Source organism: bacterium Scap17, assembly GCA_013376735.1.
Classification (GTDB): Bacteria; Pseudomonadota; Gammaproteobacteria; order Pseudomonadales; family Halomonadaceae; genus Cobetia.
Genome location: VINJ01000001.1, coordinates 3677275 through 3703876, shown reverse-complemented (window position 1 = coordinate 3703876; position 26602 = coordinate 3677275). Strand labels below are relative to the sequence as shown.

Below are 26602 nucleotides of genomic sequence, written 5' to 3'. Positions count from 1 at the left end.
TGAGCGTGTCGTCAGAGGATGTAGCGCGACAGGTCTTCATCACGCGCCAGATCACCCAGGCGGGCATCGACATAGGCGGCATCGACCTTGAGCTCGCCGGCCTGATCACCGCCCTCGTAGGAAATCTCTTCCAGCAGGCGCTCCATCACGGTGTGCAGACGACGCGCGCCGATGTTCTCGGTGCCTTCGTTGACCTGATAGGCGATCTGGGCGATGCGCTCGATGGCATCGTCCGCGAAGCTCAGCTCGACGCCTTCGGTCGCCAGCAAGGCCTTGTACTGACGGATCAGGGCGGCGGACGGCTCGGTCAGGATGCGCTTGAAGTCTTCCGGCGTCAGGGCGTTGAGCTCGACACGGATCGGCAGACGGCCCTGCAGCTCCGGAATCATGTCCGACGGCTTGGACAGGTGGAAGGCACCGGAGGCGATGAACAGGATGTGGTCGGTCTTGACCATGCCGTGCTTGGTGGACACGGTGGAGCCCTCGATCAGCGGCAGCAGATCGCGCTGCACGCCTTCGCGGGACACATCGCCGCCACTGCCGGATTCGCCACGCTTGGCGACCTTGTCGATCTCGTCGAGGAAGACGATGCCGTTCTGTTCGACGGCCTCGATGGCACGGCTCTTGAGGTCTTCATCGCTGACCATTCTGGCCGCTTCTTCCTCGTGAACCAGCTTGAGCGCTTCCTTGACGGTGATGCGACGGCTCTCTTTCTGCTGCTTGCCCATGTTGGAGAACATGGACTGCAGCTGGCTGGTCATCTCTTCCATCCCCGGCGGGGTGGCGAAATCGAGACTCTGGCTGGCCGGGCTCAGCTCGATGTCGATTTCCTTGTCATCCAGCTGACCTTCGCGCAGCTTCTTGCGGAACATCTGGCGCGTGCTGCTGTTGTTGGCGGCAGCGTCGTACTCTTCGCCACGCACACGCGGCAGCAGGGCGTCGAGGATGCGCTCTTCGGCGGCATCTTCGGCCTTGTCGCGCACTTCCTTCATGGCATCTTCGCGTACCAGCTTCATCGCGACCTCGACCAGGTCGCGGATGATGGATTCCACGTCACGGCCGACGTAGCCGACCTCGGTGAACTTGGTCGCCTCGATCTTGAGGAAGGGCGCACCGGCCAGCTTGGCCAGACGACGGGCGATCTCGGTCTTGCCGACACCGGTCGGGCCGATCATCAGGATGTTCTTCGGCGTGACTTCCGGACGCAGGTCGTCATTGAGTTGCATGCGGCGCCAGCGGTTGCGCATGGCGACGGCCACGGCACGCTTGGCTTCCGGCTGGCCGACGATGTGCTGGTCGAGGGCGTTGACGATTTCCTTCGGGGTCATCTGGGACATCTCAGGACAGCTCCTCGATGATGGCATTGTGGTTGGTGAAGACGCAGATGTCGGCCGCGATGGAGATGGACTTCTCGGTGATCTCGCGGGCGGAAAGCTCGGTATTCTCGATCAGGGCACGCGCGGCGGCCTCGGCGTAGTTGCCGCCGGAGCCGATGGCCAGCACGCCGTGCTCGGGCTCGACCACGTCACCATTGCCGGTGATGATCAGGGAGGCATGCTTGTCGGCGACCACCAGCATGGCCTCAAGTTTGCGCAGAGCGCGGTCTGAGCGCCACTCCTTGGCAAGCTCCACGGCGGACTTCACCAGCTGGCCCTGATACTTCTCGAGCTGCGCTTCGAAGCGTTCGAACAGCGTGAAGGCATCGGCGGTACCGCCGGCGAAGCCGGCCAGTACCTGGTTGCGATACAGACGACGCACCTTGGCGGCGTTGCCTTTCATGACAGTGTTGCCAAGGGATACCTGGCCGTCACCAGCCAGGGCGACCTGGCCGTTGCGACGCACGGAGACGATCGTGGTCATGGATAACTCCTGAGAGAGCATGCCGGCGATTGGAATAAGGTGAACGGGGCCGGGCATGGCATTTCTGGGCAGACGAGGCCGTGGCCTCGTCGCGTAAAACGGGTGGTGATCGTCAGTCTGGCGCTTGCCACTGCTTGCCGCGCTCCTGCACCGCCTGATGGGCGGCACGCGGGCCTGATGTCTCACCGGAATGCTGTAGATGGGGGCGCCGATACGGGTTTCAAGTCATCGGCGACTCAGCGTTGATTGCGATCGGCCCTGGTCTGCGCCCTCATGCAACGGGCCCGCTCAAAAATGAGCGGGCCCGTCTGTCGCAAGGCTCACGCCTGGCTTACTGCAGCTTGATCAACAGGGGCTCGATGCCCTGGGTGTTCATCAGGTCCTGGGCGCGATTGAGCTCGCGGGTGTCCTTGTAGGGGCCGACCTGCACCCGGTGCCAGACAGTGCCGCCGGAGGCATTGACATCACTGACCTTGGCCAGCAGGCCAAGGTCCTTGAGCTTGCCGGCCAGCTTCCTGGCATCGCTCATCTCGCGGAAGGACGCGGCCTGCAACATGTAGTTGGTCAGCGAGGCCTCGGTCTTCTTGGTGCTCTCGGCGCTGCCCGGACGCGGCGTGGATTTGTACTCATCCACCTTGGGCGCGATCACCTCGGTTTCCGGCAGCAGGGTGTAGAACTCGAAGGTCGGCATGTTGCCGGCGGACTCTTCGGCGGCTTCCCTCTGCTGCTGGTTGCCCTGTTTGGCGGCCTGCTGCCCGTTCTGTTGTCCGTTCTGCTGCCCGCTCTGCTGAGTGTTGGCCTTGGGCACGATGGCCGCGACCGGCAGACGCGGAGCCTGTTTCTCGAAGTACTGCGCGAGAGCGAAGCCGGCGATCAGACCGATGATGCCCCACAGCCAGCCGGGCAGACCACGACTCTGGCTGGCAGCGGGTTGCCGACGGGGGCTCGCCCCCTGGCGGGAGGCGGGCTTCTTGCTGGCGGGGCGGCGAGCAGCCATGGCTTACATCTCCTCGGGAGCGCTGACACCCAGCAGGGCCAGGCCGTTGCGGATGACCTGAGCGGTCGCCAGACCCAGCGCCATGCGCGCATTGCGGGTCGCGTCGTCCTCGACCATCACCTTCACCGCGTTGTAGCAGGTATGGAAGTCGGAGGAGAGGTCCTGCAGGTACTGGGCGAGCTGCTGCGGCTCGCGGACCTTGGCGGCGTGGGCGATGACATCCGGGAACTGCGCCATGCGGTTCATCACGGCCTTTTCCTGATCGCTGGTCAGCAGGGTGAGCTGCGCCATGGCCAGGGCCTCGTCGAAGGGCTTCTCTTCGCGGCTGGCCTTGCGCAGCACGCTATGCACGCGGGCGTGAGCGTACTGGATGTAGTAGACCGGGTTGTCATTGGACTGGGAACGGGCCAGATCGATGTCGAAGGTCAGCTGGGAGTCGGCGCGACGTGCGGCCAGGAAGTAGCGGGTCGCGTCGCGGCCGACTTCCTCGATCAGGTCGCGCAGGGTCACGTAGCTACCGGCACGCTTGGAGAGCTTCACTTCCTCGCCGGAGCGCATCACGGTGACCATCTGGTGCAGCACATAGTCCGGCCAGCCCTTGGGAATGTCCGCCTGCAGAGCCTGCAGACCGGCACGCACGCGGGTCACGGTGGAGTGGTGGTCGGCACCCTGCTCGTTGATGACCTGGGTGAAGCCTCGCTGCCACTTGTCGAGGTGGTAGGCGACATCGGGCAGGAAGTAGGTGTAGCCGCCGTCACGCTTGCGCATCACGCGGTCCTTGTCGTCACCGAAGTCGGTGGTACGCAGCCACATGGCGCCATCGTCTTCGTAGGTATAGCCGTTGTCGACCAGACGCTTGACGGTCTCCTCGACCTTGCCGTCGCGGTAGAGCGAGGACTCGAGGAAGTAGACATCGAATTCGACACCAAAGGCCTTGAGGTCGAGGTCCTGCTCGTGACGCAGGTAGGCGACGGCGAAGACGCGGATGGCCTCCAGGTCATCGGTATCCGCGGCGCCGGTGACCTGCTTGCCATCGGCTTCGACGGTGTCGCCGGCCATGTAGGAGGCGGCCAGTTCGCTGATGTAGTCACCGCGGTAGCCATCGGCCGGCCAGCTGGCGTCGTCCGGGCCCAGGCCCTTGGCGCGTGCCTGGACGGAGAGTGCCAGATTGTTGATCTGGGCGCCGGCGTCGTTGTAGTAGAACTCGCGCGTGACATCGTGGCCGGTGGCGGCCAGCAGTCGGCACAGCACGTCGCCGACCGCGGCGCCGCGGCCGTGGCCGACGTGCAGCGGGCCGGTCGGGTTGGCGGAGACGAACTCGACCTGGACCTTCTCGCCGGCGCCCGCATCGCTGTGACCGAAGCTGTCGTTTTCGCTGAAGATGCGACGCACGATGTCGGCTACCGCACCAGTGTCAGCGAAGAAGTTCAGGAAGCCGGGGCCGGCGATCTCGACCTTGGAGACGGCATCGGAGGCCGGCAGCGCCGCGATCAGCTTCTCGGCCAGATCGCGCGGCTTCATGCCGGCGGCCTTGGACGTCATCATCGCCAGATTGCTGGCGTAGTCGCCGTGGCTCTTGTCCTTGGTCGGGTCGACCTTGATCTGCGGGCTGGCGTCGGCGGGCAGGGTGCCGTCGGCCTTGAGGGTTTCCAGGGCCTGGCCCAGCAGTTCGATGATCGTCTCTTTCATGGAATATCGGTCTCTTCACGGCTCGGGTCGCACCGCGTGCCATACAGCAGGCGGTTGCAGGCATCAGGCCTGCGGGCAATGGGGGAGTGCGGATGTCGCTGCACGATGGCGGGCATTATCACCGATCCTGGGGCTTGCATAAACCGTCGTGATCAATCGCGCCGCATTCCGCGCCCAGCAGGGATAGTGGTCAGTTCATCGCAAGCGGCGTGCAGGGCTGTCACGCCGCTGGCAATGAGCTCAGGCCATGCCGATGGGATCGACATCCAGCGACCAGCGCAGGCGGCGCGCGTCGCGGTCCTGCTCGCAGAGCGTCACCAGCCAGGCCGCCGCTTCATGCAATGGGCCGCGTTTCGCACAACGCAACAGCAATTGGGCGTGATAGCGATTCTGGCGACGCTCCATCGGCGCGGGAACCGGGCCGAGGCAATCCACCTTGAGATTGGCAGCCTCGAGGTGCTGGCGCAGGGCGCTACCCACCTTCAATAGCCACTGCTCGACCTGCTGCTGGTCGCTGGCCTCGGCGCGCAGCAGCGCCAGATGGCTGAAGGGCGGCAGCTGGGCGATGCGACGTTCCTCGAGCAACTCTCCCGCCAGCTGCGGGTAGCCGGCCTGGATCAGTGTCAGCAGGTTGGGGTCTTCCGGGTGGCGGGTCTGGATCAATACCTCGCCGGGACGCTCGGCACGTCCGGCGCGACCCGCGACCTGCACCAGCAGCTGCGCGGACTGCTCCAGCGCGCGAAAGTCGGCGGCGTAGAGGCCGCTGTCGGCGTTGACTACCACCACCAGGGTGACGTGAGGAAAGTGGTGGCCCTTGGCCAGCATCTGTGTGCCGACCAGCAGGCAGGGCTCACCGCGCCGGATCACCGCCAGCGCCTCGCTCATGGCGTCCTTGCGCTGGGTGCTGTCGCGGTCGATGCGCAGCACCGGCATGTCGGGGAATTTCTCGCCGAGCAGCTCTTCGGTACGCTCGGTGCCTGCGCCCTGCGGGCGAACGTCGCCACTGCCACAGGCCGGGCAGGCGTCCGGCAGCGGGCGGGTGCGCTCGCAGTGGTGGCAGGTCAGCTGGGGCGGATGGCGATGCAGGGTCATGCGGGCATCGCAGTTGTCGCATTCGGCGATCCAGCCGCAGGCATGGCAGGTCAGGGTCGGCGCGAAGCCGCGTCGATTGATGAATACCAGCACCTGATCGCCCTGGGCGAGGCGCTTCTCGATCGTTTCCAGACTCTGGGTCGAGAGACCGCCTAGCGTCATGCGGCCGCGTAGGTCGACCGGATGCAGTCGGGCCGGCTGGCTGCGTCCGGCGCGCTGATGCAGGTGCAGATGCGTGAAGCGCCCCTCGCGGGCATGGCGCAGGCTCTCAAGGGATGGCGTGGCGCTGCCGAGCACCACGGGGATGCCTTCCTGCTTGCCGCGCACCAGCGCCAGATCGCGAGCGTGATAGCGCAGGCCGTCCTGTTGCTTGAAGGAGCCGTCGTGTTCCTCGTCGACGATGATCACGCCGAGTCTGGCCATCGGCGTGAAGATGGCGGAGCGGGTACCGATCACGATGCGCGCCCGGCCGCTGCGGGCGGCTTCGAAGCCATCGAGGCGTTCACCATCGCTGACGCCGGAGTGCAGCATCACCTGCGGCACACGGAAGCGTCTGCGAAAGCGCTCCAGCGTCTGGGGCGTCAGGCCGATCTCGGGCACCAGCACCAGCGCCTGGCCGCCGCGGTCCAGCACCGCCTCGATCAGCTGCAGGTAGACCTCGGTCTTGCCGGAGCCGGTCACGCCCTCCAGCAGCGTGGGTGAGAATTGACTCAGGCCGTCGTGCAGACGTGAGAGGGCGCGACACTGCTCATCGTTGAGGGCCAGGCTGGGTTCGGCGAGCACGCCCTTGCTGGCCTGCTCCGGCGTGGCGCCGGTCACCGGCTCCTCGCGGGATTCGATGTAGCCGCGGCCGCGCAGGGTTTCCAGTTGCTGGCGGGTGAAGCCCTGGGCGGTGATGGCGCTGTGCACCAGGCCATGACGATGCTGGGCGAGCAGTCCCAGCAACGCGATCTGGCGGGTGGCTCGCCCGAGGCTTGCCGGCTCGGTGGTGCGGCCCTTGTCGGTCAGCGTCCAGCGCTCACGGGTACGCGCCTCCAGGGCGCGCCCCTGACGCAGCAGCGAGGGCATCGCCTGGGCGAAGGTGTCGCCGAGCGAGTGCTGGTAATAGCGCGCGGTAAACTGACATATCCACAACCAGTCGGCCGGCAGCGGCTCGTCATCGATGATTTCGCTGACTGGCTTGAGCTTGTCGATGGGGAAGCTTGAGTCGCTGCGCAGCTCGGCGATCACCCCGACCAGCTGGCGACGCCCGAATTCGACGCGCACGCGCAGGCCCACCTGCCAGCCGTGGCGGGGCGGTTGGCGGGATGGCAGGTAGTCGAACAGATCGCGCAGCGGGCCGGGAATCGCGATGCCCAGCACAGGTCCCGGCAGGTGAGTCGCAGTCTTGTCGGTAGTGTCAGGCACGCAAGGTATCCGGATATGAGGTGATATGAAGCATTCAGGAAAACGGGAATATGCCGTGGCACGCAGTCTACAGAGTGTTGCTCGCAATAAACGGCACAAAGTTTGGTCTTGCGGCAGATGACTGGTAAAATGCCCGGCCTTCCGTCGGAAACGGCGGAATGACCGGTTCAATCCAAAACCCGTGTACGGTGCCTGGCAAGTGATCAGGTGGCGGTGCACAGCGACCTGAGGTTACACATCATGAAACAGGGTATCCATCCGGACTACCAGCGCCAGACCGCAACTTGCTCCTGCGGCGCGCAGCACGAAATCGGTACCACTTCCAAGCAGGCTTTCGCGCTTGACGTGTGCTCCGAGTGCCACCCGTTCTACACCGGCAAGCAGAAGCAGGCTACCACCGGTGGTCGCGTCGAGCGCTTCAACAAGCGTTTCGGTGCTGCCATCAAGCGCTGATACCTTCAGCTGCTTGTCGCTTTCATGGCGCTGCGCCTCTTGCAGCGTCATGGACGAAAAACCCGCTCACGAGCGGGTTTTTTTGTGTCTGTCGTTCAGGCCCCTCTGAAGAGGGCCGCGACCACGACAGCTGGTTCGAGACGCCCTTGCGGAGATGTCACCCCTGCGCTGTACTTGCTGAAGGGAAAGATTGTTTCCGATTTGGCACTTTTTCTGCTCTGCCTCTGCATCAAGCGTACCGGGAATGGCGGGTTGCGTCGGTGAGCGGTCGAAAATCGAGGATCTTGCGCGAATCGTGGCGTCAACAAGGGGCAAAATCGACGAGAAATCCTGTCAGTGATAAGGAAAGGTTTATGGCTGGATAGGGCATCCATAACGTTAGACGAATGGCTAAAACATTTTTTAAACATTCGTTTTAAAGTCATGCATAACAGCAAGTTGCGTCGGTTGTTCAGAAGTGTCTTTTTCTATATTCTGGAGCAGCCAACCCCCGCCAAAATACCGGATGACACGCATGTCTGATGCCATGAAGAAAGCAGCACTGCAATATCACGCCGAACCGATTCCCGGGAAGCTCTCCATCGAGCTGACCAAGCCGACCGAGACCGCCAAGCACCTGGCGCTGGCCTACAGCCCGGGCGTTGCCGAGCCGTGCCGCGAAATCGCCGCCGACCCGGAAAACGCCTACCTGTACACCGGCAAGGGCAATCTGGTCGCGGTCATCTCTGACGGGACTGCCATCCTTGGCTTGGGCAACCTGGGGCCGCTGGCTTCCAAGCCGGTCATGGAAGGCAAGGGCGTGCTGTTCAAGCGCTTCGCTGGTATCAACTCCGTCGATGTCGAAGTGGATGCGGAAAGCCCGCAGGCCTTCATCGACACCGTGCGTCGCATCCATACCACTTACGGTGGCATCAACCTGGAAGACATCAAGGCACCGGAGTGCTTCGAAGTCGAACAGGCGCTGATCGAACAGTGCAACATCCCGGTTTTCCATGACGATCAGCACGGTACCGCCATCGTCACCGCGGCCGGCATGCTCAATGCCCTGGATATCGCCGGCAAGAAGCTGGAAGACGCGCGTATCGTCTGCCTGGGCGCCGGCGCTGCCGCCATCGCCTGCATGAAGCTGCTAGTGGCCAGTGGTGCCAAGGTCGAGAACATCTTCATGCTCGACCGCAAGGGCGTGATCCACAGCGGCCGGGACGACCTGAACCAGTACAAGGCGATGTTTGCCACCGAGACCGAGCTGCGCACGCTGGACGACGCCATCGATGGCGCCGACGTCTTCGTCGGCCTGTCCGGCCCGAACCTGCTCAAGGCTGAGCAGCTCAAGAAGATGGCCACCAACCCGATCGTCTTTGCTTGCTCCAATCCGGATCCGGAAATTCACCCGGATACCGCTCGCGAAGCACGCCCGGACGTCATCATGGCGACAGGTCGCTCCGACTACCCGAACCAGGTCAACAACGTGCTGGGCTTCCCGTTCATCTTCCGCGGCGCGCTGGATGTGCGTGCGACGCGTATCAATGAAGAGATGAAGCTGGCTGCCGTCCACGCTCTGAAAGACCTAGCGCGTGAGCCGGTCAGCCAGGATGTGCTGGATGCCTACGAGATCGATAGCCTCGAATTCGGCCCGGGTTACATCATCCCGACGCCGATGGACTCGCGTCTTCTCGAGCGTCTGCCGGCTGCTGTGGCCCAGGCGGCCATCGATTCCGGTGTCGCGCGCAAGCCGTTCCCGGCGCATTACCCGCTGACCAGCACAGACCAGGTCTACGGTTGAGTGCCTACGGCCTGATGGCCGGTTGGTAGCGTCGCCAAGGTGATGCAAGATATGAAAAAGCCCTCGCCGGAGCCTCCGGGGAGGGCTTTTTGTTGGTGGCTGCTTTCCGTCATGCATTGCGGGCATGAGCCACCGGCAGGCATGGTTTGTGCCTAGGCGAGGGTAGGCTTTGCTCAGAAGCTGTAGAGGATGGAGGCCGCCGTGGTGGTATCGGTGTTGGCGTCCGATTCATCGGGCGGGTTGGTGTTGTTCTCGATCTCATGTGAGAGCTTGAGGGCGAGGCTTGCATTGATGGCGACCGTCAGCGCGGTATAGCTGCGACTGATCACGTTCTCGCGCGTGGCCTCCGCCGAGAACTGCTGCTCGAACTTGGAGGTGTCGGACAGCTGCCAGCGATAGTCCATGGCGCCATAGCCCAGCAGGTAGTTCTCGTGATCCCCCGCCGTGATGTCATCGAAACGATAGCCCGGCCCGGCCTCGAGGGATAGGTTGTGTTCGGGGCCATCCAGCAGTGTGACGCCTTGACCGACGATGGAGGTGACCTGGTGGTTGTAGCCGGAGAAGCGCTCCTTCTCCCAGCGCAGTAGGCCGAAGGCGTAGTGGTCGTCGCTGAGGTCGTAGCGCTCGCGCTGGCCGACCAGGTATTTGTCGGTCGTGGTCTCGCCGCTGCTGGAGACGCGCTTGGCCTCCACTCGGAAGGTGTGAGTCCAGGGCTTCAGGTGCCAGGACAGGCTTGTCTTGCCCAGCAGGGTCTCGCTGTTCGAGTTGCCCGACAGCTTGGTGAAGCCCAGCTCGGCCTGGCCGCTGAAGGGCTCAGAGTCCTCGCTGGCGGGTGGCGGTGCATAGAAGAGGTCGTCTGCGACAGCCGTGTCGAGGGGAAGCAGGGCCAGGCACAGAAACGCGGTCCTGCGCAGTGTGGGCAGTGGGTGAAGCATGCGAACTCCGGCATGGTTGTGGCATGACATCATCATCGGGAATGTGACTTGTGAGATGACGCGTGCTGAGCGAGGCGGCCTGGCGCATCATCCGCACGCTACCAGTGGGGCGCGACACGGGGGAGCCTTTTGAATGCTCAGATGGCAGAAGAGCGACCAGCGGCCGCTCTTCCTTGGGCTCTCCCCCTGCCGATTAGGTTGGCGGGCGAGGGCTGGAGATCAGATCAGAAGATGGCCTCGAAAGTTCCGGTGCCTTCCGAACCGCTTTCCTGCTCCAGTTCCTTGCGGATGGTGCGTTCCTTGTAGGGCGGCAGATTATCCTTGCGGAACAGCTCACTGATGCCGCCGGACTGGCCGCTGCGCAGGCGCTTGCCAGAGTCCGGGTCGATGGTCGCCGTCACGATGTTGTCCGGACGCTCCATGGTGGAGGACGGCATGCCCTTGAGGGCGCCGCGCATGTAGTCGACCCAGATGGGCAGGGCAGCCTGGGCGCCATACTCGGCCAGGGTGTCGTTGGAGTCCTTGCCGACCCAGACAGTGGCCACCAGCTTGCTGTTGAAGCCGGAGAACCAGGCATCGCGCTGATCGTTGGTGGTGCCGGTCTTGCCAGCCAGATCATCGCGACCCAGCGCCAGCGCGCCACGGCCAGTACCGCGCTTGATGACATCCTGCATCATGTCACGGATCAGGTACATGGCTTCGGGGGAGGCGACACGCTCGGCCAGCGGGTACTGGCGACCGTCACGATTGACGGTGACCATGCCCGGTGCACAGTTGGCGCAGGCGACCGCCGGATGTGCCTCGTAGTCGATCTCGTCATTGCCGCGCGTGATGGTATCGATGTACCAGGGCTCGACACGGAAACCACCATTGGAGAGCACGGCGTAACCGCGTGCCATCTCCAGCGGGGTCAGCGAGGCGCTGCCCAGGGCCAGTGACAGGCCATTGGGCAGCTCGTCACGCTGGAAGCCCAGCTTGACCAGGAAGTCGAGGGTCTTGTCGAGGCCGACCGTCTGCAGCAGACGCACGGAGACCAGGTTCAGCGAGCGATACAGGCCAACGCGGATGCGGGTCGGGCCGGTGAACTTGCCGCCGGCGTTTTCCGGACGCCACACCTTGCCGCCATCCTGAAGCACGACGGGGGCGTTGTTGATGATGGTCGCCGGTGACATGCCGGCCTGCTCGAGCCCGGACAGATAGACGAACGGCTTGAAGATCGAGCCTGCCTGGCGGCGTGCCTGGATGGCGCGGTTGAACTTGCTGGCGGAATAGCTGAAGCCACCTTGCAGGGCGAGGATGGCGCCACTTTCCGGGTCCAGTGAGACGATGGCGGATTGCGCGTCCGGCAGCTGGCCCAGACGGTAGCCGTCGTCCTGCTTGATCACGCGTACCAGATCACCGGCATTGGCGATCTCGGCGGCCGAGCCCGGCACGCCGCCACGCCATTTGGCACTCTTGTACTCACGCGCCCACTTCAGACCGTCCCAGTCGAGGGTCACGGCTGTGGCGTCGGCCAGCAGTACCTTCATCTGCTTGCCGGTGCTTTCCACTACGATGGCGGCCTTCAGCGGGCCGTAATCCGGGGTACGGTCGAGCACTTTCAGCCAGTTCGAGACATCTCGGTCGATGCCGGCGATGCGCTTCTCGCTCTTTTGGGCTGCCTGCCTGGCGGTTTCCAGTACTTCCGGCGACTTGGAGAGTTCTTCCTCGAGGCCGGCCTGATCGGTCTGGTCCTGGGCTTCCGCCAGGGAGGCTGCGATGTCGGATTCCTCGACCCCGCGCCAACCGTGGCGGGTATCGTAGGCGATCAGCCCCTTGATCAGCGCATCACGTGCCATTGGCTGCAGCGAGCTGTCCAGCGTCGTGGTGATGCGGACGTTGTCGGTGTAGGCCTTGTCGCCGAAGCGGTCGACGGCGAAGCTGCGCGCCATTTCCGCGACGTAGGGTGCCTGCACCTCCGGTCTGGAGGAGTGGCGTGCCGCGGTGATCGGCGCCTTGACGGCTTCGTCATAGGCCTGCGGCTCGATGTAACCCAGCTCCTTCATGCGCAGCAGGATCCAGTTGCGACGGATCAGTGCGCGCTGCGGATTGGTCAGCGGGTTGAAGCTCGACGGCGCCTTGGGCAGGCCGGCCAGCATGGCCTGCTCTGCCAGTGTCAGTTCATCCAGGGACTTGTCGTAGTAGGTGCGCGCAGCGGCGGCGATCCCGTAGGCGCGATGGCCCAGGAAGATCTTGTTGACGTAGAGCTCCATGATCTCCTGCTTGGAGAGGATCTCTTCCATCTGCAGCGACAGCAGAATCTCGCGAATCTTGCGCGTGAACGTCTGGTCCAGCGTCAGCAGATAGTTGCGCGCCACCTGCATGGTGATGGTACTGCCACCGGACTGGATGCTGCCGCTGGAGGCCAGTTGCACGGCCGCGCGCGCCAGCCCCTTGGGGTCGATGCCCGGGTGGGAGAAGAAGTTGCTGTCCTCGGCGGCGAGGAGGGCGTCGACGAAGGTCTCGGGAATCTCGTCGTAGGTGACCGGGATGCGGCGCTGGTCACCGTATTCGCCGATCAGCTTGCCATCGCGGGTATAGATGCGCAGCGGCGTCTGCAGCTTGGTGTCCTGAAGCTGATGGACGTCGGGCAGGCCCGGCGAGAAGTACAGCGAAGCGCCAACGATGGCCAGAAGTCCCGCGGCACATAGTGATAGCAGCAGCCAGAACACTGGCGAAAATAGTCGTCTCAATAGCTTCATGGGCAAGACAGGGTCCGTGGGTAAGAAGAGCGAGTGGCTGCGCGGTGATTGGCAATTCCATTGCTGGGGCATTATAAGTAGCGGGTTCAGGTGCGGCCAGCGTTGAACCCTGACTTGCGCGCCTGTTGTGTTATTCTGGGAAACATAATGTAACATCCTGGAATGATAGAGGGTGTCGCGGCAACGTCGTCAGGGAACCGGCGGCCAGCCAGTCTGGCAAGATCGTCATCAGAGCAGGGGAACGCCAATTGCTGGGACTCAAATCCGCCGGCAAGGGACTCATCGGGGTCGATATCACGTCGGCCACGGTGAAGCTCCTGGAGCTGTCCAGGCAAGGAAATCGATACCAGATCGATAGCTATGCGGTGCGTCCACTCAAGGAAGGCGCAGTCGTGGAGCGACGGATACGGGACATGGACGAAGTGGTGCTCGCCATCAAGCGCGCGGTCGAGCAGGCACAGCCGCGCTCGAAGCGGGCCGTGGTCGCGGTTCCCGCGAGTGCTGCCATCACCAAGACACTGAGCTTCCCGGCCAACCTCGCCGATGATGAGATCGAGCAGCGCATCGCGCTCGAGTCCGAGAAGCACTTTCCCTTTCCGCTGAACGATGTCGCGTTCGACTTCCAGCATCTGGGCGTCAATCCGCGCAATCCCGATCAGCAGGATCTGCTGCTGGTGGCGTGTCGCAGCCTGGATGTCGATCAGCTGACCTCGGCACTCTCCCAGGCCGGCCTCGAGCCGGCTGCCGTCGATGTCGAGACCTTCTCCCTTGAGCGCGCCTTCGGCGAGCTGCGTCATCAGTTGCCGCCGACCTACGACAACGAAGAGTGCGTTGCCGTCGTCGATATCGGCGCGACGATGACCGCCTTCCACGTCATCCAGAATGGCCGCATCGTCTACAGTCGCGACGCCGTCTTCGGGGGGCGTCAGCTGACGGACGAGATCATGAATCGCTTCGATCTCTCCAATGATGAGGCGGGTCTGGCCAAGAAGCGGGGCGGCCTGCCGGATACCTATGACAGCGAAGTGCTGGGTCCGTTCCGCGAGACGCTCATCCAGCAGATCGCACGCTCACTGCAGCTCTATTACACCGCTGGCAAGCGCCGCGAGGTTCAGCGCATCCTGCTCGGGGGCGGTACGGCCGCCATCGCCGGGCTGCGTGAAGGCCTGGCGGAGCACACCGGGCTTGAAGTGATCATGGCCAACCCATTCACTCACATGAGCGTCAATCCGCGCGTCGACATCCAGGCGCTGGCGGGCGATGCCCCGGCGATGCTCACGGCCTGCGGTCTTGCGATGAGGAAGCGCTCATGACCATCGAGATCAACCTGCTTTCCTGGCGTGAAGATCGGCGTGAGAAGCGCAGCAAGCGCTTCATGGGCATACTGGCGCTGGCGGCTGTCGTCGGCATCGGTGGCGGCTATGGCATGAGTGAGTATTACCAGAGTCAGCTCGAGGCGCAGCAGCAGCGCCATGCCTTCATCGAGAAGGAAATGGCCCGCCTCAATCGTGATATCAAGGAAGTCGAGGACATCGAGGCACGCCGCACCCAGATGCTCGACCAGATAGAGCTGATCCGCAGTCTGCAGTTCTCGCGTCCGGAAACGGTTCGGATCTTCAATCAGCTGGTGACGTCTCTGGTGGACGGTGCCTGGTATCAGAGCATCAGTCGTAGCGGGCGCCAGCTCAAGGCGAATGGCACGGCGGAAAGCACGCGTCAGGTCTCCGGCCTGATGCGCGCCATTGCCCTGTCGGATTCCTTCGGCACCCCGACGCTTTCCGATGTGCAGAGCAATGACGACGGTCAGCGTAGCTTCAATATCATGATTCCGGAGCGCCCGATGGGGGCGGCGCTGAACGCTTCCGATGCGGAAAATGACAAGAAAGGAGGTCGGCGATGAGTTTCATCGATGCTGAAATCCGCCGCCTCAAGTCGACGGATTTTCGTGATCTTGATCTGAAGGAAGCCGGCATCTGGCCGGTCACGCTGCAGGCCGTGCTGGCGCTCATCGTGCTGGGCGCCCTGTTCTGGGCGTCCCATTGGTTTCTTGCGGCGCCCAAGGCGGATGACCTCGAGCGTCTGCGTGCCCAGGAAAGTCAGTTGCTCCAGCAGTTCGAGAGCAAGGCGTTCAAGGCCGCCAACCTGCCGGCCATGCGCGAGCAGATGGTGGAGCTGGAGTCTCGCATGGGGCAGCTGCTGGAAATGCTGCCCACCGACGCGGAAGTCCCGGCGCTGCTGGATGACATCAGCGAGACGGCGATCAACAACCAGCTGGCGGTCGAGTACATCCGTCTGAAGCCGGCGGAGAATCGCAACTTCTACGTCGAGCAACCTTTCGATATCAAGGTGCGCGGCGACTATCATCGTATCGCCGCCTTCATTTCCGGTGTCGCGGGGCTTTCACGCATCGTGACGCTGCATGATTTCGTGCTGACGCCGGTCGCCAACAGCGATGACCTCGAGCTGTCGCTGCTGGCCAAGACCTACAATTATCGTCAGACCCCGGCAACATCAGGAGGCAAGCAATGAGCCTGATGACACGTCGAAATACCGTGATGGGAACTGTGTTGCTGGTCACTCTGCTGGCGGGTTGTGGAGACCCGCAGCTGGGCGCGCTGGAAGGGGAGCTCGAGTCATTGAGAGGGCGTCCTTCTGGTAAGGTGCAGGAGTTGCCGCCGCAACCCGAGTATCATCCCGTCACCTATGACATGGCGGATGCACGCAGTCCTTTCCAGTCACGCCTGCCGGAGCCCGAAGAGGAGCTGACGGCCGTCGACAACGGTGTGCGACCGGACCTCGATCGCCCTCGTGAACCACTGGAAGCCTGGCCGATGGAACAGCTCAGCATGGTCGGGACGCTGGATGTCGATGGCGCGCGCTCGGCATTGATTCTGACGCCGGAGCAGGAAGTCCAGCGTGTGCGGGTCGGCAACCATATGGGCAGCAACTTCGGCAGGATCACCCGTATCGGTGATACGCAGATCGATATGGTGGAAATCGTACCCAATGGTCAGGGCGGTTGGATAGAGCGGTCTCGCGCCATGGCGCTGAAAGAGCCCGTGTCGACAGGTGGTTGAGATCACTGGCGTTGGCAGTAGCCATATTGTCACGGAAGACGAACGGTCGACCTGCAAGAGTTGACGACCGACACCATAACGCTTCGATAAGAATAAGGCGCGATCAGCCCGACGGTTGAACGGAGCCACGGCGAGACAGGGGACTAGGGAACATGACGCGATTGCAACGAATGAGTCTGCTGGGGCTGGCGGCAGTCGGAAGTCTGATGGCAAATGTGGCGATGGCCGCGTCATCGCTGCAGGACCTCAACTTCACCGCCCTCGGGGGCGACCGTATGGAGCTCAAGCTCGACTTCGTCGGTGGAGTGCCGGAGGTCAAGGGCTACCGTATCGAGACGCCGCCGCGCATCACCATCGACCTCCTGGATACCAGCAGCCAGCTCGACAAGCGTCGCTTCGATCTGGGGCTCAGCGGCGTGGACGAGCTGGTGGCGCTGGAGGCTGGCTCGCGCACGCGCCTGGTCATGAAGCTCAACCAGTCCAAGCCGTACGTCACGCGCACCGAGGGCAACAGCCTCTACGTCATCGTCGGCGAGCAGGGCGGTGCGCCGGGCGCTCAGCCTGCGACTGCCTCTCAGGCGAACGCCGCCAGCGTACCGCCGGACAACCGTGCCCTGGAAGTGGCAAGCGAGCCGGCCGTCAGTGGTATCGATTTCCGACGTGGCACGGATGGTGAAGGCCGCGTCGTGATCAACTTCAATCGCTCCAATGTCGAGTCACGTGTCACCGAGCGCGGACGCAAGATCTATGTCGACATCAAGGGCGTGAAGCTGCCGCCGGAGATGAATCAGGTGCTGGATGTCGGCGATTTCGCCACGCCGGTGACCCGTATCGATCCGCAGCGTACCCGTGATGGTGTGCGTATGGTGGTGGACGCCAGTGGCTACTACACCCAGCTGGCCACCCAGGCAGGCAACGAGCTGGTGCTCGAGGTCAAACCGCTGACGCGTGAAGAGCAGGCGGAGCGCATCAAGGACAAGTTCCCCTACACCGGCAAGAAGATCTCGCTCAACTTCCAGAACATCGAAGTGCGCTCCGTGCTGCAGATCATCGCTGACTTTACGGGGCTCAATCTGGTCGCCAGTGACAACGTCACCGGCAACGTGACCCTGAACCTGAAGGAAGTGCCTTGGGATCAGGCGCTGGATCTGGTGCTCAAGTCCAACGGTCTGGCCAGTCGTCGCATGGGCAACGTGCTGATGGTCGCACCGGCCGAAGAGCTGGCGGCACTCGAGCGCAAGGAGCTCGAGGCGAATCAGCAGGTCAAGGAACTGGCGCCGATGACCACCGAATACATCCAGGTGCGTTATGCCAAGGCGGCGGACCTGGCGGCGTTGCTGCGCGGTGAAGGCGGTATCGGTCTGCTGTCCGAGCGGGGCCGCGTGATGGTCGATGAGCGCACCAATACCATGCTGATCCAGGACACCCGCGACACGCTCGAGTCCATTCGCGGCACGCTGGAATACCTCGATATCCCGGTGCGTCAGGTGCAGATCGAAGCGCGCATCGTCATTGCGCGCAGCAGCGTCTCCAGCGAGATTGGTGTCAATTGGGGGCTTTCCAACAGCAGCAACGGCAAGTTCGGCCTGGAAGGCGCGTCTACCGGTACGACCAGCAACGGTGGTCTAAGCGTAGATCTGGGGGATGATAGCAGTCCGGGAAGCACCTTCAGCTTCGGTTACCTGTCCGGCGATATCCTGCTGGACCTGGAACTCTCGGCGCTGGAAAGCGAAGGCAAGAGCCAGACCATCTCCCAGCCCAAGATCATCACCGCCAACCAGAAGAAGGCCGTCATCAAGCAGGGTCAGGAAATTCCCTACGAGGAGGCGACCTCCAGCGGCGCGACCAACATCGAGTTCAAGGAAGCGGTGCTGGCATTGGAAGTGACGCCGCAGATCACGCCTGATAACCGCATCATCATGGATCTGTTGATCAACAATGACGATGTCTCCGATGACAGCTTCAATGGCGAACCGGCCATCGATACCAATGAAATCGAGACGCAGGTGCTGGTCAATGATGGCGAAACCGTGGTGCTGGGTGGCATTCTGACCTCCGAGCAGATTCGCAGCGTCTTCAAGACGCCCTTCCTCGGAGACCTGCCGGTGATCGGGAATCTGTTCCGCTATACCGAAGAGTCCAACGAGAAGGTAGAATTGCTGGTATTCATTACCCCGAAGATCATCGAGGACGGCCTGGCGGTGCGCTGATGCATGTGATTCCCAACGTATTCCTTGTCGGCCCCATGGGGGCCGGCAAGAGCACTATCGGCCGCCTGCTGGCGGCCGACTTGCATCGTGAATTTCGCGATAGCGACCATGTGATTGAAGACCGCTGCGGAGCTAGCATTCCGTGGATTTTCGACGTCGAGGGCGAGTCCGGCTTTCGTGAGCGTGAGCAGGCTGTCATCGATGAGCTGACCTCGCTCAGGGAAGTCGTGATGGCCACCGGTGGTGGCGCGATCATGGCGGAGGCCAATCGGCGCGTACTGCGCGAACGCGGCACCGTCGTGTATCTCTACGCGCCGGTCGAGCAGCAGCTCAAGCGAGCCGGCCGTGATCGCAATCGTCCGCTGTTGCAGCAGGATGACCCCGGGCGGGTGCTCAAGCGGCTGTTCGAGTTGCGTGACCCGCTCTACCGCGAGACGGCCGATATCATCGTGCGTACCGATCGGCGCAGTCCTCGGGCGGTCACCAACGAGATCCGTCGCCGTATCAAGGCGCTGGCGGACCCGCTGCACGCCCCTGGCTAGTCTCATCAGCGGCTGGTGGCCCTGGTGGGCATCAGTCGCTGTCATCTGTTTCGCCCAAGGAGAATTCTGATGTCCCTGGCACCTGCTCATCGTCTTGATGTCGCGCTCGGCGAGCGTAGTTACCCCATTCATATCGGGCCGGGCCTGACCGCACGTGGTGATCTGATTCGTGAGCACCTTGCGGGGCGTCAGGTGATGATCGTCACCAACACCGTGGTGGCACCGCTGTATCTGGACGCACTGAAGGCCTCGTTGGGCGAGGGGCTCGATATCCGCGAGGTCATTCTCGACGACGGTGAGCAGACCAAGCATATGGCCAGCATCGGCCTGATCTGGGATGCCCTGCTCGAGGCCGGCTTCAATCGCCGCTGCACCTTGATCGCCCTTGGTGGCGGTGTGATCGGTGACATGACCGGCTTCGCGGCGGCCTGCTATCAGCGGGGCGCGGCCTTCATCCAGGTGCCGACCACGCTGCTGTCGCAGGTGGATTCCTCGGTGGGCGGCAAGACCGGCGTCAATCATCCGCGTGGCAAGAACATGCTGGGCGCCTTCTGGCAGCCGCGTCTGGTGCTGATCGATACCGCAAGCCTCAAGACATTGCCGCAGCGTGAGCTGTCAGCGGGCATGGCCGAGGTCATCAAGTATGGTCTGCTGTGGGATGAAAGCTTCCTGAGCTGGCTGGAAGACAACATGACGGCCTTGATGGCGCTGGACGAGACCCTGCTCGGTGACGCCATTCGCCGCAGCTGTGCCATCAAGGCGGATGTCGTGGCGCAGGACGAGACCGAGCAGGGTGTGCGTGCGCTGCTCAATCTGGGCCACACCTTCGGGCATGCCATCGAGACGGATCAGGGCTATGGCGCCTGGCTGCACGGTGAAGCCGTCGGCACCGGCATGCTGATGGCGGCTGAACTTTCGGCGCGCATGGGCTGGCTGTCGAGTGCGGATGTGGAGCGTGTCTCGCACATCATCGCCAAGGCAGGCTTGCCGCTGGCGGCTCCGGAAGACATGGGCGTCGAGGACTTCCTCAAGCACATGCAGCTGGACAAGAAGAATGTCGATGGCCGTCTGCGCCTGATCCTGCTTGAGCGCATCGGCCGCGCGGTGATCAGCGAAGAGGCGCCTGCTGGCGTGCTGGCCGACATGCTGGAGCACTGGCCGCGCAGCTCTCGCTGATATCGACACCGGCGCTCTAGCCAGCCATTGGTCGATTCACGGGCGCCGACGCTCATGCAAGCCGTCACCTTCGGGTGGCGGCTTTTCTTTTGGCGGCTGGCTTTTCTCTGGCGGCTGTCAGCGCGTCGTGATGAGCGAATGGCTCGCAGCGGGGAGCGTATCGAGGTGCGTGATTCCTGAATTGGTATGCCGTATGCGCAATCGGTATGGGGTGATGCGAATAAGAACGCTGTTTTTTATTTAACCAATACTAAAGTTGCAAGGCGAAATTCATGAGGCATGTCTACCTGCTAAGCGCTTGAGCCTACAGGGTTTTTTGGTTGAAGGTTCTTCTAACCTTCGGTTTTGTCAGGTTTTTTTGGTCGATGGGCGACCTGTGGAGAATTGCGCAGGCGGGAAGCTGGGGGATATGCTCGAGGGAAATCTGGCGTCGTGTAGCGACACTGATGGCGCCACTATCGGCAGGTATAAAAATAAAGATAACCGATAACTATAACCGGGAAAATGCTTGAAAAAAAGCATCTGGACACATGATTTCTCCGTGAGGCACGCCCCATGAACAAAGGTCTCCACCATCCGGGAGAGTTCCGCGACAACTGCGGCTTCGGTCTGATCGCCCATATGGAAGGGCAGGCGAGCCACGAACTGCTGCAGACCGCCATTGAATCCCTGACCTGCATGACCCACCGTGGCGGGATTGCCGCTGACGGCAAGACCGGCGATGGCTGTGGCCTGCTGCTCAAGATGCCGGACGGCTTCATGCGCCAGATCGCTCGAGAAACCCTCGGGCTGGAACTTGGCGCCCGCTATGCCGTCGGTACGCTTTTCCTGCCCGACGATGACGCGCGTGAACAGTCCGCGCGTGACGCCTTCGAGTCGGCGCTGATCGCGCGCAATCTCGAGGTGCTGGGCTGGCGCGACATGCCGGTAGATGACAGCGTGTGCGGCCCGATGGCCCGCGACTGCCTGCCGCGCATCCGTCAGGTCTTCGTCGGCGCCGCCGACGAGCGCACCGACATCGCCTTCAATGTCGATCTGTTCATGGCGCGTCGTCATGCCGAGCAGGCGCTGAAGAGTGAAGAGGACTTCTACGTCTGCTCGCTCTCCGGCAAGGTCATCTCCTTCAAGGGCCTGGTGATGCCGGAAGATCTTCCGCGCTTCTACAAGGACCTGGGCGACCCGCGCCTCGAGACAGCGATCTGTGTCTTCCACCAGCGCTTCTCGACCAACACCGCGCCGCGCTGGCCGCTGGCCCAGCCGTTCCGCTTCCTCGCCCACAACGGCGAGATCAACACCATCGAGGCCAACCGCGGCTGGGCCAACGCGCGCAAGGAGAACTTCGTCTCCGCGCAGCTGCCCGAGATCGCCGAGCTGGACGAGATCGTCAACACTGTCGGCTCCGACTCCTCCAGCATGGACAACATGCTGGAAGTCCTGCTCACCGGTGGCATGGATATCTATCGCGCCATCCGCATGATGGTGCCGCCGGCGTGGCAGAACGTCGAGCAGATGGACTCCGATCTGCGTGCCTTCTACGAATACAACTCCATGCACATGGAGGCCTGGGACGGTCCGGCGGGCATCGTGCTCACCGACGGTCGCCACGCCGTGTGCATGCTGGACCGCAACGGCCTGCGTCCGGCGCGCTGGGTCATCACGCGCAATGGCTTCATCACGCTGGCCTCCGAGATCGGTACCTACGACTACAAGCCGGAAGATGTCGTCGCCAAGGGGCGCGTCGGGCCGGGTCAGGTGCTGGGTGTCGATACCGAAACCGGTGAAGTGCTGCACACCGACCAGGTCAGTGAGCGCCTCAAGGGTGCCCACCCCTACAAGCGCTGGCTGCGCGAGAATGCCAACTATCTCGAGTCTGCACTGACCGAGCTGGCACGCTTCCAGCCGATGGATGCCGATCAGCTGGATGTCTACCAGAAGATGTTCCAGGTCAGCTTCGAGGAGCGCGATCAGCTGCTGCGCCCGCTGGCCGAGAGCGGTCAGGAGGCGGTCGGCTCGATGGGCGATGACACGCCGATGGCCGTGCTGTCGCGCCAGAATCGCGTGCTGACTGACTACTTCCGTCAGAAGTTCGCCCAGGTGACCAACCCGCCGATCGATCCGCTGCGCGAAGCGATCGTGATGTCGCTGGAGACCTGCTGTGGCGCCGAGCTCAACATCTTCGACGCGACGCCGGAGCACGCGCATCGCCTGATCCTGACCACGCCGGTGCTGTCACCGCGCAAGTTCAATGCGCTGGTCAATCACGAGGACCCGGCCTTCACCTCCCAGACGCTCAAGCTGCACTACGATCCGGCACAGGACTCCCTCAAGCAGGCGCTCAAGGGTATCTGTCAGCAGGCCGAGGAAGCCGCGCGCAACGGCAAGGTGATCCTGGTGCTCAGCGACTGTGGCCTGAAGAAGGGTCAGCTGCCGATCCACGCCGCCCTGGCGACCGGCGCCATCCATCATCACCTCGGTGCGCTGGCCCTGCGCCCGCGCGTCAACCTGGTGATCGAGACCGGCTATGCGCGTGATGCACACCAGATGGCAGTGCTGTTCGGGGTCGGCGCCACGGCGGTCTATCCGTACCTCGCCTATCAGGTGATGGCGGACATGCATCGTACCGGCGAGCTGTCCGGCAACCCGGCGGATGCTCGCGAGAACTATCGCAAGGGCATGCAGAAGGGCCTCTACAAGATCCTGTCCAAGATGGGTATCTCGCATATCGGCTCCTACCGTGGCTCTCAGCTGTTCGAGGCGGTCGGCCTCAACAGTGAAGTCATGGACATGTGTTTCACCGGCATGGCCTCGCGCATCGAAGGTGCCGGCTTCGCCGAGCTGCAGTTCCAGCAGGAACTGCTGGCGCGTGAAGCCTGGCTGCCGCGCAAGCGCATCAAGCAGGGCGGGCTGGTCAAGTACGTGCATGGCGGTGAATACCACGCCTACAACCCGGATGTGGTGGTGAAGCTGCAGCAGGCCGTGCAGCAGGGCGACTACGGCAAGTGGAAGGAATTCGCGCGCCTGGTCAACGAGCGCCCTGTGGCGACCATTCGTGATCTGCTGACCCTCAAGCCGGTCGCCGAGCCGCTGCCGATCGAGGAAGTCGAGTCCGTCGAGTCACTGCTGCCGCGCTTCGACAGCGCCGGCATGTCGCTTGGCGCCCTGTCTCCCGAGGCACATGAAGCGCTGGCCCAGGCCATGAACGAGGCCGGTGGGCGCTCCAACTCCGGTGAGGGTGGCGAAGACCCGGCGCGTTACGGCACCGTGCGCTCCTCCAAGATCAAGCAGATCGCCTCCGGTCGCTTCGGTGTCACACCGGCGTATCTGGTCAATGCCGAGGTACTGCAGATCAAGGTCGCCCAGGGCGCCAAGCCCGGTGAAGGCGGTCAGCTGCCGGGCGGCAAGGTCAACGACCTGATCGCACGTCTGCGCTACGCCGTGCCGGGGGTGACACTGATCTCGCCGCCGCCGCACCACGATATCTATTCCATCGAGGATCTGGCGCAGCTGATCTTCGATCTCAAGCAGGTCAACCCGTCGGCGCAGGTCTCGGTCAAGCTGGTCTCCGAGCCGGGGATCGGCACCATCGCCACCGGTGTCGCCAAGGCGTATGCCGACCTGATCACTGTCTCCGGCTATGACGGCGGCACCGCGGCCAGCCCGATCACCTCGATCAAGCACGCCGGCTCCCCGTGGGAACTGGGGCTGCCCGAGGTGCATCAGGCGCTGCGCATCAACCAGCTGCGCCACAAGATCCGTCTGCAGACGGATGGTGGCCTCAAGACCGGCCTGGACGTGGTCAAGGCCGCGATCCTGGGGGCAGAGAGCTTCGGCTTCGGTACCGCGCCGATGGTCGCGTTGGGCTGCAAGTACCTGCGTATCTGTCACCTGAACAACTGTGCCACCGGTGTCGCGACCCAGCACCAGGCGCTGCGTGACGAGCATTTCCGCGGCACCGTCGAGATGGTCAAGCATTACTTCCGCTTCATCGCCGAGGAAGTGCGTGAGCTGATGGCGCTGCTGGGCGTGCGTCAGATCACCGACCTGATCGGTCGTACCGATCTGCTCGAAGTGCTGGAAGGCGAGACCAACGCACAGCGTCGTCTCGACCTCACGCCATTGCTGGGCAATGACTTCGTGCCCAAGGACGCGCCGCAGTTCTGCCAGGTCAGCCGCAACGAGCCGCATGATCCCGGTGCCAAGAACCTCGAGATGCTGGCCGCGATGGAATCGGCGATCGACAGCCGCAGCGGTGGCGAGTTCAGCTTCCATGTCACCAACTGCGATCGCTCGGTGGGCGCGCGTGTCTCGGGGGAAATCGCCAAGCGCTATGGCGAGGCCGGACTGACAGGCTCACCGCTCAAGGTCAGCCTGACCGGTGTGGCCGGTCAGAGCTTCGGTGTCTGGAACGCGAATGGACTCGAGATGCATCTGGAAGGCGACGCCAACGACTATGTCGGCAAGGGCATGAACGGCGGCAAGCTGACCATCGTGCCGCCGCGTGGTTCGCGCTTCGAGAGCCACAAGACCGCCATCATCGGCAACACCTGCCTGTACGGCGCGACCGGCGGGCGGCTGTATGCCGCGGGTACCGCCGGCGAGCGCTTCGGGGTGCGCAACTCCGGTGCGCACGCCGTGATCGAAGGTGCGGGTGACCACTGTTGTGAGTACATGACCGGCGGTCTGGTGTGCGTGCTGGGCGAGACAGGCGTCAACTTCGGCGCGGGCATGACGGGCGGCTTCGCCTACGTGCTGGACGAGAATCGCGACTTCGTCGACAAGTACAACCACGAGCTGGTGGAAATCCACCGCATCAATACCGAAGCCATGGAGGCCTATCGTCGCCACCTGCGCGAAGTCATCGAGGAATATGTGGCCGAGACCGGCTCCGAGCGCGGGCGCGACATCCTGCGCGATTTCCCTGACTTCGTGCGTCACTTCTGGTTGGTCAAGCCGAAGGCGGCAAGCCTCAACGGCCTGCTGGACCAGTCACGGCGTCAGCCGGAGTGATCGCACCCCTCACCCCAGCATGCCTCGGGTGAGGGCCCGCACCGCGACGGTGCCCGGATTTTGAGAGAGGATTTATCATGGCCAATCAGCTCGCCAACGACTTCCAGTTCATCGATGTGGGTCGTCAGGACCCGCAGAAGAAAGATGCTCGCGTACGCGCACGTGAGTTCAACGAGATCTATGCCGAGTTCAAGCCGGTAGAAGCCGCCAGCCAGGCACATCGCTGCCTGGGCTGTGGCAACCCCTACTGTGAGTGGAAGTGCCCGGTACACAACTACATTCCCAACTGGCTGAAGCTGGTCTCCGAGGGCAACATCCTTGAGGCCGCCGAGCTTTCGCACCAGACCAATTCGCTGCCGGAAGTCTGTGGTCGCGTCTGTCCGCAGGACCGTCTCTGCGAGGGCGACTGCACCCTGAACGATGGCTTCGGTGCCGTCACCATCGGCTCGGTGGAGAAGTACATCACCGACACCGCCTTCGCCATGGGCTGGCGCCCCGACATGTCCAAGGTCAGCTGGACCGACAAGCGCGTCGCCATCATCGGTGCAGGTCCGGCGGGTCTCGGTGCTGCCGATATTCTGGTGCGCAATGGCGTGCGTCCGGTGATCTATGATCGCCATCCGGAAATCGGCGGCCTGCTGACCTTCGGTATCCCGGAGTTCAAGCTCGAGAAGGGCGTGATGACGCGTCGCCGCGAGATCTTCGAAGAGATGGGCATAAAGTTCCGTCTCAACGTCGAGGTCGGGCGTGATGTGACCTTCGATGCGCTGCTCGAGGAATACGATGCCGTCTTCCTGGGCATGGGTACCTACAACGCCATGAGTGGCGGCTTCCCGGGTGAGGATCTGCCGGGCGTGCACAAGGCGCTCGACTTCCTGATCGCCAACGTCAATCACTGCCTGGGCTTCGAGAAGGACCCGGCGGATTACGTCTCCATGGAAGGCAAGAAGGTCGTGGTGCTCGGCGGTGGTGATACCGCGATGGACTGCAACCGCACCTCCATCCGTCAGGGCGCGGAAAGCGTGACCTGTGCCTACCGGCGTGACGAGACCAACATGCCGGGGTCACGCCGTGAGGTGACCAATGCTCGCGAAGAGGGCGTCGATTTCCTCTTCAACCGTCAGCCGGTGGCAGTGGTCGGCGATGGCAAGGTCGAAGGCGTCAAGGTCGTGCGCACCCGTCTGGGTGAGCCGGATGCCAATGGTCGTCAGCGTCCGGAAGTGGTGCCGGGCTCTGAAGAGATTCTGCCGGCGGATGCCGTGGTCGTGGCCTTCGGCTTCCAGGCAAGCCCTGCGCCGTGGTTCGCCGACTTCGACATCGCCGTCGATGAGCGTGGCCGCATCGCGACCAGCGCCGAGCGTCATGCCTTCCAGACCACCAACGCCAAGGTGTTCGCTGGCGGTGACATGGTGCGCGGCTCCGATCTGGTGGTGACCGCCATCGATGAAGGTCGCCGTGCCGCTGAAGGGATTCTTGATTTCCTGGAAGTGTAAAGGTCATCTGGCGTCACGCATCAGGCCCGCCACGGCGGGTCTGATGCGTTATGGCGGGTGCATCGGATGGTGACGCGAGATGGGCAGGTGGTGGCATTCAAATTGAGCCGGAGCAGCCTTTCCGCTAGACTGGCGACCCA

Annotated in this window: 18 protein-coding genes; 11 read left to right on the top strand and 7 right to left on the bottom strand. The window is 63.1% G+C overall.

Annotated elements, in window-relative coordinates:
* Positions 1–11 precede the first annotated feature (11 nt).
* From hslU to FLM52_15685, 5 genes are all read right to left on the bottom strand, one after another.
* Positions 12–1337 carry an ATP-dependent protease ATPase subunit HslU gene (gene hslU / locus FLM52_15705; protein ID NVN57182.1) on the bottom strand — a complete coding sequence of 442 codons (1326 nt, stop codon included), beginning with the start codon at positions 1335–1337 and terminating at the stop codon, positions 12–14.
* Between the two features lies 1 nt (position 1338).
* The gene (hslV, locus tag FLM52_15700) at positions 1339–1860 is read right to left on the bottom strand and encodes an ATP-dependent protease subunit HslV (protein NVN57181.1); all 522 of its coding nucleotides are present in this window, start codon (positions 1858–1860) and stop codon (positions 1339–1341) included.
* Positions 1861–2191: 331 nt separating this feature from the next.
* Positions 2192–2857: a sporulation-like protein gene (locus tag FLM52_15695; GenBank protein NVN57180.1), complete on the bottom strand. Its 666-nt coding sequence runs from the start codon at positions 2855–2857 to the stop codon at positions 2192–2194.
* Between the two features lie 3 nt (positions 2858–2860).
* Positions 2861–4546 (bottom strand): arginine--tRNA ligase, encoded by a 1686-nt coding sequence (locus FLM52_15690; protein NVN57179.1) that lies wholly within the window; start codon positions 4544–4546, stop codon positions 2861–2863.
* A gap of 240 nt (positions 4547–4786) precedes the next feature.
* On the bottom strand, positions 4787–7012 hold the full coding sequence (locus FLM52_15685; GenBank protein NVN57178.1) for a primosomal protein N': 2226 nt from the start codon (positions 7010–7012) through the stop codon (positions 4787–4789).
* A gap of 273 nt (positions 7013–7285) precedes the next feature.
* On the opposite strand from FLM52_15685, the gene rpmE reads away from it, so the two are divergent.
* Entirely contained in the window at positions 7286–7498 is a 213-nt protein-coding gene (gene rpmE / locus FLM52_15680) for a 50S ribosomal protein L31 (protein ID NVN57177.1), read from the top strand.
* 514 nt (positions 7499–8012) lie between these two features.
* Positions 8013–9281 (top strand): malate dehydrogenase, encoded by a 1269-nt coding sequence (locus FLM52_15675; protein ID NVN57176.1) that lies wholly within the window; start codon positions 8013–8015, stop codon positions 9279–9281.
* 173 nt (positions 9282–9454) lie between these two features.
* Here FLM52_15675 and FLM52_15670 read toward each other — a convergent pair whose 3' ends face one another.
* Together FLM52_15670 and FLM52_15665 are read right to left on the bottom strand one after the other, a co-directional pair.
* The gene (locus tag FLM52_15670) at positions 9455–10216 is read right to left on the bottom strand and encodes a DUF481 domain-containing protein (protein ID NVN57175.1); all 762 of its coding nucleotides are present in this window, start codon (positions 10214–10216) and stop codon (positions 9455–9457) included.
* A gap of 224 nt (positions 10217–10440) precedes the next feature.
* Positions 10441–12957, bottom strand: coding sequence for a penicillin-binding protein 1A (locus FLM52_15665; GenBank protein NVN57174.1), 2517 nt, complete (start codon positions 12955–12957; stop codon positions 10441–10443).
* Positions 12958–13205: 248 nt separating this feature from the next.
* On the opposite strand from FLM52_15665, the gene FLM52_15660 reads away from it, so the two are divergent.
* From FLM52_15660 to FLM52_15620, 9 genes are all read left to right on the top strand, one after another.
* On the top strand, positions 13206–14270 hold the full coding sequence (locus FLM52_15660; protein ID NVN57173.1) for a pilus assembly protein PilM: 1065 nt from the start codon (positions 13206–13208) through the stop codon (positions 14268–14270).
* On the top strand, positions 14267–14857 hold the full coding sequence (locus FLM52_15655; GenBank protein ID NVN57172.1) for a fimbrial assembly protein: 591 nt from the start codon (positions 14267–14269) through the stop codon (positions 14855–14857). The genes FLM52_15660 and FLM52_15655 overlap by 4 nt, the downstream gene beginning before the upstream one ends.
* Entirely contained in the window at positions 14854–15486 is a 633-nt protein-coding gene (locus FLM52_15650; protein NVN57171.1) for a pilus assembly protein PilO, read from the top strand. Before FLM52_15655 ends, FLM52_15650 begins: the two co-directional genes overlap by 4 nt.
* On the top strand, positions 15483–16034 hold the full coding sequence (locus FLM52_15645) for a pilus assembly protein PilP (GenBank protein ID NVN57170.1): 552 nt from the start codon (positions 15483–15485) through the stop codon (positions 16032–16034). Before FLM52_15650 ends, FLM52_15645 begins: the two co-directional genes overlap by 4 nt.
* A gap of 152 nt (positions 16035–16186) precedes the next feature.
* Entirely contained in the window at positions 16187–18244 is a 2058-nt protein-coding gene (locus FLM52_15640) for a type IV pilus secretin PilQ family protein (protein NVN57169.1), read from the top strand.
* Entirely contained in the window at positions 18244–18786 is a 543-nt protein-coding gene (gene aroK / locus FLM52_15635; GenBank protein NVN57168.1) for a shikimate kinase AroK, read from the top strand. Before FLM52_15640 ends, aroK begins: the two co-directional genes overlap by 1 nt.
* A 69-nt stretch (positions 18787–18855) precedes the next feature.
* Complete coding sequence (gene aroB / locus FLM52_15630) at positions 18856–19962, top strand: 3-dehydroquinate synthase (GenBank protein ID NVN57167.1); 1107 nt, start codon at positions 18856–18858, stop codon at positions 19960–19962.
* A gap of 555 nt (positions 19963–20517) precedes the next feature.
* Positions 20518–24969 carry a glutamate synthase large subunit gene (gene gltB / locus FLM52_15625; GenBank protein ID NVN57166.1) on the top strand — a complete coding sequence of 1484 codons (4452 nt, stop codon included), beginning with the start codon at positions 20518–20520 and terminating at the stop codon, positions 24967–24969.
* A gap of 77 nt (positions 24970–25046) precedes the next feature.
* Positions 25047–26462: a glutamate synthase small subunit gene (locus FLM52_15620; protein ID NVN57165.1), complete on the top strand. Its 1416-nt coding sequence runs from the start codon at positions 25047–25049 to the stop codon at positions 26460–26462.
* The last annotated feature ends 140 nt before the right edge of the window (positions 26463–26602 follow it).